General features: G+C 43.5%; 4 protein-coding genes, 2 tRNA genes and 2 rRNA genes. 6 read left to right on the forward strand and 2 right to left on the reverse strand.

Going from position 1 to position 12388, the window contains the following annotated elements; translation table 11 throughout:
• Positions 1-14: 14 nt before the first annotated feature.
• Positions 15-1943 (reverse strand): 1-deoxy-D-xylulose-5-phosphate synthase, encoded by a 1929-nt coding sequence (dxs, locus tag AC3ITD_RS21035; RefSeq protein ID WP_489362653.1) that lies wholly within the window; start codon positions 1941-1943, stop codon positions 15-17.
• Positions 1944-2486: 543 nt separating this feature from the next.
• Between dxs and AC3ITD_RS21040 the strand changes: the two genes are divergently transcribed.
• Together AC3ITD_RS21040 and glyA are read left to right on the forward strand one after the other, a co-directional pair.
• Positions 2487-3230 (forward strand): segregation and condensation protein A, encoded by a 744-nt coding sequence (locus AC3ITD_RS21040; protein WP_489362654.1) that lies wholly within the window; start codon positions 2487-2489, stop codon positions 3228-3230.
• A 198-nt stretch (positions 3231-3428) separates the two neighbouring features.
• A complete protein-coding gene (glyA, locus tag AC3ITD_RS21045; protein WP_489362655.1) occupies positions 3429-4700 on the forward strand; it encodes a serine hydroxymethyltransferase in 1272 nt (423 codons plus the stop codon).
• A gap of 233 nt (positions 4701-4933) precedes the next feature.
• Here glyA and AC3ITD_RS21050 read toward each other — a convergent pair whose 3' ends face one another.
• A complete protein-coding gene (locus AC3ITD_RS21050) occupies positions 4934-6307 on the reverse strand; it encodes a hypothetical protein (RefSeq protein WP_489362656.1) in 1374 nt (457 codons plus the stop codon).
• 967 nt (positions 6308-7274) lie between these two features.
• Between AC3ITD_RS21050 and AC3ITD_RS21055 the strand changes: the two genes are divergently transcribed.
• The 4 genes from AC3ITD_RS21055 to AC3ITD_RS21070 all read left to right on the forward strand — a co-directional run bounded on the left by AC3ITD_RS21055 (position 7275) and on the right by AC3ITD_RS21070 (position 12374).
• Positions 7275-8794: ribosomal RNA gene (locus tag AC3ITD_RS21055) — 16S ribosomal RNA — on the forward strand.
• 180 nt (positions 8795-8974) lie between these two features.
• Positions 8975-9049, forward strand: a tRNA-Ile gene (locus tag AC3ITD_RS21060).
• A gap of 13 nt (positions 9050-9062) precedes the next feature.
• A tRNA-Ala gene (locus tag AC3ITD_RS21065) sits at positions 9063-9136 on the forward strand.
• 361 nt (positions 9137-9497) lie between these two features.
• Positions 9498-12374, forward strand: a 23S ribosomal RNA gene (locus AC3ITD_RS21070).
• Together the 16S and 23S rRNA genes with 2 tRNA genes alongside form the textbook arrangement of a ribosomal RNA operon.
• Positions 12375-12388: the final 14 nt, after the last annotated feature.

Raw genomic sequence — 12388 nt, forward strand, 5'->3', positions numbered from 1 at the left:
ATCTCCTACAGATATTAACCAACCATGCTATCTGTGATTCTTTTAAACCCAACCGATCTTACCGTGTTGATGATTGAAGCTTTGTCATAACCACATTCTGCCCATAGTTCCGCCTGTTCGCCGTGCTCGATGAACTGATCAGGAATACCCAAACGTATCACTTTTGAGTTATAACCATTGTCAGCCATGAATTCAAGTACTGCTGACCCTATTCCTCCTGGCAATGCGCCATCTTCAACAGTGATGACATGCTTATACCGGCTAAAAACCTCGTGCAAAAGTTCTTGGTCCAAAGGTTTTACGAATCGCAAATCGTAATGTGCTGGATAAATGCCCTCACTGTTTAGTTCATTACGTGCCTCTACAGCGAAATTTCCAACATGACCAATAGTCAGCAACGCTACATCATCTCCGTCACAAATTTTTCTCCCTTTCCCAATTTCCAAAGCCCTGAAAGGCCTTTTCCAATCTGGCATTACGCCATTTCCACGGGGGTATCTGATCACGAATGGCCCCATGTTTTCCTGCTGCGCGGTATACATCAGGTTTCTCAACTCTTCCTCATTCATCGGTGAGGATATGATCATATTTGGAATACATCTCATATAGGGAATGTCGTACGCACCATGATGTGTAGCCCCATCTGCTCCCGCTAAGCCGGCCCTGTCCAAACAAAACACAACATTGAGCTTTTGAATAGCTACGTCATGAATTACCTGATCGTAAGCCCGTTGCATAAAACTAGAATATATATTGCAAAACGGAACTAAACCCTGCGCGGCTAAACCGGCAGAAAATGTTACTGCGTGTTGTTCCGCGATGCCCACATCGAAAGCACGCTTTGGCATTGCTTTCATCATGATATTCAATGATGACCCAGACGGCATGGCCGGAGTGATGCCAACAATTTTTGCATTCGACTTCGCTAATTCTACCATTGTGTGGCCGAAAACATCTTGATATTTCGGAGCCTGAGGTTTAATTGGAATACTTTTCTTGATCTCTCCAGTTATTTTATCGAAAAGCCCCGGCGCATGCCAAATGGTTTGATCTTTTTCAGCAAGTGCAAATCCTTTTCCCTTAACGGTTACACAGTGTAATAATTTTGGGCCGGGTATCGCTGATAAATCTTTTATGGTTTGTGCTAAGCGTTTCACGTCATGTCCGTCAACGGGACCGAAATACCTAAAATTTAGCGCTTCAAACAAATTGCTTTGCTTTAAAAGCGTTCCTTTTATACTTTTCTCAATTTTCTTGACATATTTATGTGCATTAGGACCAAGTTTAGAAAGCCCTGCCAAAACATTGGAAATATCGTCACGGAAACGATTGTAAGATTTTGATATGGTAATACTTGTCAGATATTCTTTTAAAGCCCCAACGTTAGGATCGATTGACATACAGTTGTCATTAAGGATCACCAGCACATTGCTATTTTCAATCCCTGCATGATTGAGTCCTTCAAAGGCCAATCCTGCTGTTAATGCGCCGTCGCCAATAACTGCCACGTGCTGCCTGTCTTTTTCCCCTTTTAGTTGAGAGGCAACCGCCATGCCCAACGCAGCCGAAATCGAGGTGGATGAGTGACCTACGCCAAATGTGTCATACTCACTTTCGGAGATTTTCGGAAAACCGCTTATGCCTTTGTATATGCGGTTGGTATGGAACAAATCTCTTCTGCCCGTGAGTATCTTGTGGCCATAAGCCTGATGCCCTACATCCCATACTAATTTATCGTAGGGAGTATTCAGGGCATAATGTAATGCAACCGTCAGCTCTACAACACCTAGGCTGGACCCAAAATGGCCACCGTTTACGCTCACAATATCAATGATATATTGCCTCAATTCTTGGCTTATTTGTTCTAAGTCAGACTCGTTATGTTGCTTTAAATCAGCAGGATAGTTGATTTTAGATAATAGGGGGCCAGCTTTAACTTGCATTCAGATTTGGGTAAAAAACAAGATACAAAGTAAGGGATTTTTGTTCTAATACAAAAGAAAAATCGTCATCAACCAATTAGGGCCTGTCGACCGAGGTTTCGAATAAAGATTATTTAAGAATAATCAAAACAAGCTGATTGTAGTGATGTATTATTAAAAATACATGTCTTGCGATTATTGTAATTATTATCTACATTTGCCATACGTTCTTCGACAGGGTATTTACTCTGGTCTACTAAAATTTAATACATGTCAAATAATATTCAACTTAGTAAAAAAAAGAAACATCATGCAAAATATAACGCACTCAACACCAGTAATTAAATTAAACAGGATTAAGATTGGAGATAATATCGCTGATGAATACAATTCCCAAGGAAGAGTGGTTAAAATCAGAAAGTCTGTAGTCAATAATCTAAGAGAGTATTTATTTCATCTAGATTCAAGGCAAACCATTTATATTTTAAGCAGTTCATTTTAACCGCTGCGTTCAGTCGCTATTTAAACTAAAATATCCAGCTGCTATTTGGTATTTTTGTATCAATGCAAACAGATAATTTTAAGATCAAACTTCCTGTATTCGAAGGTCCCTTTGATTTACTTTTATTCTTTATCGAACGTGATGAATTGAGTATTCATGACATCGAGATCTCAAAAATCACGAATGACTTTTTGTCTTACATTCATCAGTTGTTTGCTCTGAATGTGGAGGTAGCCAGTGAGTTTATTCTCATAGCGGCTAGCTTGATGCGCATTAAGTCTAGAATGTTGTTGCCTCGGATCGAAATAGATGATGCAGGTAATGAAATTAGTTCCGAGCAAGATTTGATTGCTAGGCTGATTGCGTATAAACAGTTCAAATCAGCTGCCGAAGAAATGAAAGTCCTAGAGCATAGCAGAATGTTACAGGAAAGGAGGGGGAATATCGAACAGGATCTGATTTTAGTGGCAGCATCTTCTTCTCATCAGGATGAGCTACTGTCGCTTGATTTGTATAAGTTGCTCACTGTTTACCACCGGACAGTCGAAAAATATAGCTTGCGGGTGGAAGAAGTTAAGCATACTGTTATCCAGTATCCATATACCATTGAGCAGCAAAAATATTTTATCTCAAACCTTTTGGAGATCAATAAGCAGATCGACTTTGCGATAGTGCTTAAAAATTCAGAAAACAAAGTGCATTTTGTCTATAATTTTCTTGCAATTTTGGAGATGCTTCAGCAGCAAATAGTGAAAATTACCATTGGTAGCGGTTTCAATAATTTTGAGGTAAAATCACTTAGCTAACCTGATTGTTTACCACTCGCTTTAGGCCCGAGGACAGTAGATTTGCAATCATTTAGAATTGACCTCGTTCTTAACGTTTAGAGAATCGGTAATTCATGATGAATCATCCTCGGTTGAGCACTTAATTTCCCCTGATTGGGTTACTGCCTTAAAAATTAATTTGTTACTTTTGCAGAAAAATACCAAACCTATATAAGGATGAAACGCGATACCCAGATTTTTGAACTTATTGATAAAGAACTTGACCGTCAAGAGCACGGATTAGAACTTATCGCATCTGAAAACTTTGTAAGCAAGCAAGTGATGGAAGCTGCTGGTTCTGTACTTACCAACAAGTATGCTGAAGGACTACCAGGCAAACGTTACTACGGCGGATGCCAAGTTGTAGATGTCGTTGAACAGATAGCAATTGATAGAGCAAAGAAATTGTTCGGTGCATCGTGGGTTAATGTTCAGCCCCACTCAGGTGCACAGGCGAATGCGGCTGTTATGCTGGCAGTGTTGAAACCGGGGGATAAAATATTGGGGTTTGACCTTTCGCATGGTGGGCACCTAACACATGGTTCTGCTGTTAACTTCTCTGGTAAACTGTACCAACCATTTTTTTATGGAGTAGATAAAGAGACCGGCTTAATTGATTATAAAAAGCTGGAAGAAGTTGCCTTGGCAGAAAGACCAAAATTAATCATTTGTGGCGCATCTGCATATTCACGTGAATGGGATTATGCTTTCATCCGTTCAATAGCAGATAAAATCGGTGCTTTAGTATTGGCAGACATTTCACACCCCGCTGGACTGATTGCAAAGGGATTGCTAGCTAACCCGCTTCCTCACTGCCATATTGTGACCACCACGACGCATAAAACCCTTCGAGGTCCGCGAGGTGGTATGATCATGATGGGGCAGGATTTTGAAAATCCATGGGGATTGAAAACGCCAAAAGGAGATATTCGGTTAATGAGTAATTTACTTGATATGGCTGTTTTTCCCGGAACACAGGGTGGTCCTTTGGAGCATATTATTGCCGCTAAGGCAATTGCATTTGGTGAGGCACTAACCGATGAATACGATACTTACATTAAACAGGTTGCTACTAATGCCCAGGCTATGGCTAAGGCTTTTGTGGCCAAAGGATATGGAATTATTTCAGGGGGTACAGATAATCACTTGATGCTTATCGATCTGAGAAATAAAAACATCACCGGCAAAGCTGCTGAGAATGCCTTGGAAAGAGCAGAGATCACCGTGAATAAAAATATGGTTCCTTTCGATGATAAATCACCGTTCGTAACCTCAGGCATTCGTGTTGGTACAGCTGCCATTACCACTCGTGGATTAAAGGAGGCTGAAATGGAAAAAATTGTTGATCTCATCGACCAGGTGTTAACCAATCCTGATGATGAGATGAATATCAATGCAGTTAAAGCTGAAGTTGTAAATTTGGTTAGTGCGTTTCCACTTTACAGATAAAAACATTTTTCTGACTTGATACCTAAAAGCAGCTTCATTAATTTGAGGCTGCTTTTATTTTACAGATCTAAATTTTTTCACAAATGCTAAGTTTTGAGCATATAAAATTAAAGTGTTTAAAAAGTAAAGGGCCGATATTCTTTTGAAGAAATATCGACCCTTACCATCTAAATTAACGCTCTCAAATATATAAACCGCGTAATACAGAATTTGTTTTAGCAAAAGGAAAAAAATCATTTTTTTTCAAAACATCCCAAAGTCGATGGAAACAGACGCGGCATATTGGCCAAATCCAAGCTTAAGTAATTTCCATAAAACGCATCAGACCGAAGATCATATCCCCTCCTTAATAGAGGACTATTATCTTGCAGTTGAAAATTCTCCATTCCCTCTGAGATGAATTTTGGATCATCATTTAGCAGATTGCCACTACTGGCATAATTTCGCTGCGATGATTTTATAAGATTATTGTAGATCGTTGAACTGACAACAGCACTAGATTTGTTTTGTATATCCAACTCATTTTCTAATGATCCCCAAATGATATTATTGGTTAGATTCAAATTGAGATTGTTATAGGATCTCCCGGAGATGAAGTCTGATAAGGTTACTGCAGCAGTTTTACGGGCAAAATTTGAATTAAAGCCTACAAATGTATTCTGCTTTAAATTGAAATTACCGCCACCAATCCCGTAAATCAGGTAATTCCCGCAATTATATAATAGATTGTTGAATGCAATCAACTCCGAGTGATGTCCTATATAGGCAGCTACCTGCATGTTTTTAATAATGCTATTACTGATAAGCAGTTTAGGACTGGTATTGGTTGATAGGGAGTCCGAGGTTATTCCAACAATGGCGTTCATTATCCTGGCATGTTTAATTATAGCAGATCCTGTTTTTTCTATCAATATTCCATTCCATTGGCCCGGTTCACTGGAATAAATTCTTTCCAGGCGGTCTCCTGAAAAAATGATAGGCCTATCCAACAAACCATTAACTATTAAGCTGCCTTCAACATTTAGCCTTGCATCTTTATGAAAGTAAAGCCTTGTACCAGGCATAAGGGTAAGAGAGATACCATTCTTTACAGTTGCTGTCCCACTAATTATATAGGGCAATCCTTCAGTCCAGGTAGTATTTACCTCAATAGATGGATTGTGAATGAAGACGGCATTCTGACCATAGGCGAGTAGCTTTATAGATTGTCTGCTGCCATTGGTATTTAGTAAAATCGAATCTTCAACTAGAAAGGGTTGAATCTTGCTATTCGGATCTATGCTGACTTTAATGAGAATACTGATTGAATCCCCCGCATTGATCACAATATTATTTTTATTATTTGTGCGCTCTCCATTAATATTGATGTTAAATGCAGAGGTGTCTCCGTTTGCCAGCCTGATTTCAGAGATATTGACGGCTTTACCGTTCCTATTTCTGATTTTGACATTTTTAAAAGTTGACGAAACCGAGGTGAATACCGTATCAAAAGAAATATTTTGTTCAGAAAAATCAAGGGTTACGTTTGAATCCGCTGTAATTCGCTCGTCTTTCCTGCATGCAGCAAGGGTGAGTATTATGATGACCAAGTAAGTGATTTTTCCCATCAATCAAACTTAGATATTTTTTTAATTTTTAGTTCTGACTTTTATGTAATTGTCTTATCGCGGCGTGTTTTATTCGATTTTTGAGAAACCTGGTGCTGATTGAGAAGTCAATCTCAGTATTCGTTTTTAATATCCTCTTTTATAGTATGCGTTATTAAGTGACCATATGTTTATAATAGGATAAGATAAAAATTCCTCTTTTAGCAGCGCTTTTAAAAGGATTGCTTATTAATATTTATAATATTATAAGGGCTTGATGAGCGCTTAAACATACAAGTGGTTAAGATGTTTGACTTAATATGTTATTTTTTTGATCTGACGGTCAGTGTTTTATAAAAATCTGTTTCGATTCTTTGATTATAGGTTTGTTGGGAGCGGATTTTTTTCTACTTTTGCATCCCGCTTCGGAGGAAACGGTTGCATTGAAAAGCCGGTTGGTTGATAGATGAGAGTGGAAAAGGCCAAAAATTTACTTTAAAATAAATTTGCGGAAAAGAAAAAGATCGCTACCTTTGCAGCCCGGTTCGGAAGAAACGGGAAGCCGCCTGAAAGAGCGGAGAATTGAAAAGCAGAAAGAAAACGGGGGACGAAAAAATAAAAATTATTTTATTTGGAAGTTCGAAAAAGTTTTCTACCTTTGCACTCCCAACCGAAAGGAAGGGTTAGAAAAAGTCGAGCGGCGGATGTCGCGGAAGACGGGAAACAAAAAGATTGAGACGAGCGGAAACAGGGGAGAGACGATCAAGACTCACGCCCAACTGAAGCGAGACGATATATAAAGACATGCCGTGAGGCGATAGTCGATAAGTTCTTAAAAGAGATGTCAATGATGCGTAGTGGGGTAATGAAGTACGAATTCAAGTACAGAGTTCCTTATTACATTTTAAAGTCAATGTCCAACGGACAAAACAAAAGAAGACTATTTTTAACGATAGTTAAAACTGGTCAGAATCTTACAACACATTTTACAATGGAGAGTTTGATCCTGGCTCAGGATGAACGCTAGCGGCAGGCCTAATACATGCAAGTCGAGGGGTAGAAGAGGCTTGCTTCTTTGAGACCGGCGCACGGGTGCGTAACGCGTATGCAACCTACCTTCATCTGGGGGATAGCCCGGAGAAATCCGGATTAATACCGCATAAAATCACAGGATGGCATTATCCAATGATCAAACATTTATGGGATGGAGATGGGCATGCGTGTCATTAGCTAGTTGGCGGGGTAACGGCCCACCAAGGCGACGATGACTAGGGGATCTGAGAGGATGGCCCCCCACACTGGTACTGAGACACGGACCAGACTCCTACGGGAGGCAGCAGTAAGGAATATTGGTCAATGGAGGCAACTCTGAACCAGCCATGCCGCGTGCAGGAAGACTGCCCTATGGGTTGTAAACTGCTTTTATTCGGGAATAAACCTAGATACGTGTATCTAGCTGAATGTACCGAAGGAATAAGGATCGGCTAACTCCGTGCCAGCAGCCGCGGTAATACGGAGGATCCAAGCGTTATCCGGATTTATTGGGTTTAAAGGGTGCGTAGGCGGCCTGTTAAGTCAGGGGTGAAAGACGGTAGCTCAACTATCGCAGTGCCCTTGATACTGATGGGCTTGAATGGACTAGAGGTAGGCGGAATGAGACAAGTAGCGGTGAAATGCATAGATATGTCTCAGAACACCGATTGCGAAGGCAGCTTACTATGGTCTTATTGACGCTGAGGCACGAAAGCGTGGGGATCAAACAGGATTAGATACCCTGGTAGTCCACGCCCTAAACGATGAACACTCGCTGTTGGCGATACACAGTCAGCGGCTAAGCGAAAGCGTTAAGTGTTCCACCTGGGGAGTACGCTCGCAAGAGTGAAACTCAAAGGAATTGACGGGGGCCCGCACAAGCGGAGGAGCATGTGGTTTAATTCGATGATACGCGAGGAACCTTACCCGGGCTTGAAAGTTAGTGAATGATCCAGAGATGGATCAGTGAGCAATCACACGAAACTAGGTGCTGCATGGCTGTCGTCAGCTCGTGCCGTGAGGTGTTGGGTTAAGTCCCGCAACGAGCGCAACCCCTATGTTTAGTTGCCAGCACGTTAAGGTGGGGACTCTAAACAGACTGCCTGTGCAAACAGAGAGGAAGGAGGGGACGACGTCAAGTCATCATGGCCCTTACGTCCGGGGCTACACACGTGCTACAATGGATGGTACAGAGGGCAGCTACATAGCAATATGATGCGAATCTCACAAAGCCATTCACAGTTCGGATTGGGGTCTGCAACTCGACCCCATGAAGTTGGATTCGCTAGTAATCGCGTATCAGCAATGACGCGGTGAATACGTTCCCGGGCCTTGTACACACCGCCCGTCAAGCCATGGAAGTTGGGGGTACCTAAAGTATGTAACCGAAAGGAGCGTCCTAGGGTAAAACCGATAACTGGGGCTAAGTCGTAACAAGGTAGCCGTACCGGAAGGTGCGGCTGGAATACCTCCTTTCTGGAGTGGAGTTGACTACTCACTGCGCAACATGATATTTCAAAAAAGAGAAAAAAGAAGAAACACCCAGAAGAAATGACGGTTGTCCTTAACGATAGGGTCATCGGAACGAAAGCTAGGTAAGCAAAGGAAGCGGTAGCGGTAATATACTAACCCGCAACTATAAGCAACCTAACAGACAGTCCCGTAGCTCAGCCTGGTTAGAGCACTACACTGATAATGTAGGGGTCTCCAGTTCAAATCTGGACGGGACTACTTTAATAATCCTGGGGGATTAGCTCAGCTGGCTAGAGCGCCTGCCTTGCACGCAGGAGGTCAACGGTTCGACTCCGTTATTCTCCACATTAAGAAAACACATCACCGGGATCGGTGGTCATCATTGACAGATTGAAAGAAAAAAGAAACGCCATGGGGCACATATATTGAAGGTATATGAAACGGTTCGAGACCGCGGTTTTTGACTAACGAAGCTGAAACGGAGCTTAGGCAGGGGACAATGAAACCCTCTACCTTTATACCTTCGACCTTCAGCCTCAGTAAAGTTCTTTGACATATTGGAAGAAGTTAAAAAAGAAGAGCAAACAACAATAGGCGACTGTTGTGTTTGTGCTCGCTTAAAGGAACCGCAAGGGACCGATAAGCATGAGACATCATAACAAGAGCAAAAAAAGCATACCATATGGCGCAAAAGGCATATGAGTAGAAGAAAGTAATAAAGAGTACACGGGGGATGCCTTGGCTCTCAGAGGCGATGAAGGACGTGATAAGCTGCGATAAGCTTCGGGTATTTGCAAATAGGAATTGATCCGAAGATTTCCGAATGGGGCAACCCGGCTGGTTGAAGACCAGTCACATATAATGAGCAAACCTGCCGAACTGAAACATCTAAGTAAGCAGAGGAAGAGAAAATAACAATGATTTCCTGAGTAGTGGCGAGCGAAAGGGAAAGAGCCCAAACCATCCATGTTACGGCATAGGTGGGGTTGTAGGACTGCAACGTGGCATTAGCAAACAGAAGTGGAATGGGATGGGAAGCCCAGCGATACACGGTGATAGCCCGGTACACGTATAGAATGCTAGTCTAGCAGTATCCTGAGTACCGCGAGGTCGGAGACGCCTTGTGGGAATCTGCCGGCACCATCCGGTAAGGCTAAATACTCCTGAGAGACCGATAGTGAACCAGTACCGTGAGGGAAAGGTGAAAAGAACCCCGAACAGGGGAGTGAAATAGAACCTGAAACCGTGTACTTACAAGCGGTCGGAGCATCCAAGTGGTGTGACGGCGTGCCTTTTGCATAATGAGCCTACGAGTTACTCCTCTCTGGCAAGGTTAAGTGCTTCAGGCACGGATCCGAAGCGAAAGCGAGTCTGAACAGGGCGTATAGTCAGAGGGGGTAGACGCGAAACCTTGTGATCTACCCATGGACAGGTTGAAGGTGCGGTAACACGTACTGGAGGACCGAACCGATAAACGTTGAAAAGTTTCCGGATGATCTGTGGGTAGGGGTGAAAGGCTAATCAAACTGGGAAATAGCTCGTACTCCCCGAAATGTTTTTAGGAACAGCGTGGATATTAAGTTTCATAGAGGTAGAGCTACTGATTGGGTGCGGGGGAGTCAAATCCTACCAAATCCAGACAAACTCCGAATGCTATGAAATATGATCTGCAGTGAGGCGCGGGGTGCTAAGGTCACGCGCCGAGAGGGAAAGAACCCAGACCATCAGCTAAGGTCCCCAAGTTACAGTTAAGTTGAACTAACGAGGTCCGATTGCACAGACAGCTAGGATGTTGGCTTGGAAGCAGCCATTCATTTAAAGAGTGCGTAACAGCTCACTAGTCGAGCGATCGGGCATGGATAATAAACGGGCATTAAATTGTACACCGAAGCTATGGGATTGAAATATATCGGTAGGGGAGCATTCTAGCGGCAGCGAAGGTATCTGGTAATGGGTGCTGGAGCTTCTAGAAAAGCAAATGTAGGCATAAGTAACGATAAGGCGGGAGAGAAACCCGCCCACCGAAAGGATAAGGTTTCCTGATCAACGCTAATCGGATCAGGGTCAGTCGGGACCTAAGGAGAACCCGAAGGGGAAATTCGATGGACAACTGGTTAATATTCCAGTACTTTTTATAACTGCGATGTGGGGACGGAGTAGTGACACTGCCGCGATCTGACGGAATAGATCGTTAAAGACAGTAGGTAATGGAACGGTAGGCAAATCCGCCGATCTAGCTGAAAGTCGATAGTACCGCAAGCCTTCGGGTGAGTGGATAGCGCAGGTAATCAGACTTCCAAGAAAAACCGCTAAGCTTCAGGTTATAAAAACCCGTACCGCAAACCGACACAGGTATCCGGGAAGAGGATTCTAAGGTGCTCGAGTGAATCATGGCTAAGGAACTCGGCAAAATGGCCCTGTAACTTCGGGAGAAGGGGCGCTGGCAGCAATGTCAGCCGCAGTGAAAAGGCCCAGGCGACTGTTTAACAAAAACACATGGCTTTGCAAAATCGAAAGATGAGGTATAAGGCCTGACACCTGCCCGGTGCTGGAAGGTTAAGAGGGGATGTCATCCGCAAGGAGAAGCATTGAATCGAAGCCCCAGTAAACGGCGGCCGTAACTATAACGGTCCTAAGGTAGCGAAATTCCTTGTCGGGTAAGTTCCGACCTGCACGAATGGTGTAACGATCTGGGCGCTGTCTCAGCCATGAGCTCGGTGAAATTGTGGTCCCGGTGAAGACGCCGGGTACCCGCAACGGGACGGAAAGACCCCATGCACCTTCACTACAATTTAACATTGACATTGGATACAGGATGTGTAGGATAGGTGGGAGGCTTTGAAGCGGCGTCGCTAGGCGTCGTGGAGCCAACGTTGAAATACCACCCTTTCTGTATTCGGTGTCTAATCCCGCTAAGCGGGAGACATTGTTTGATGGGTAGTTTGACTGGGGTGGTCGCCTCCAAAAAGGTAACGGAGGCTTTCAAAGGTAAGCTCAGTACGCTTGGTAACCGTACGCGGAGTGCAATAGCATAAGCTTGCTTGACTGTGAGACATACAGGTCGATCAGGGTCGAAAGACGGATATAGTGATCCGGTGGTTCTGCATGGAAGGGCCATCGCTCAAAGGATAAAAGGTACGCTGGGGATAACAGGCTGATCTCCCCCAAGAGCTCATATCGACGGGGAGGTTTGGCACCTCGATGTCGGCTCGTCACATCCTGGGGCTGGAGAAGGTCCCAAGGGTTCGGCTGTTCGCCGATTAAAGTGGCACGCGAGCTGGGTTCAGAACGTCGCGAGACAGTTCGGTCCCTATCTGTTGTGGGCGTAGGAATTTTGAGTGGGGCTGACCTTAGTACGAGAGGACCGGGTTGGACTAGCCTCTAGTGAATCTGTTGTTCCGCCAGGGGCATTGCAGAGTAGCTACGCTGGGAATAGATAAGCGCTGAAAGCATCTAAGTGCGAAACTAGCCACGAGATGAGAATTCCATATAGGACCGTAGAAGACTACTACGTTGATAGGCTACAGATGTAAAGCTGGCGACAGCACAGTCGAGTAGTACTAATCATCCGAAGCTTTCAAAGCAAACAGACTGTTG

This window comes from Pedobacter sp. KH_004 (genome assembly GCF_057840755.1).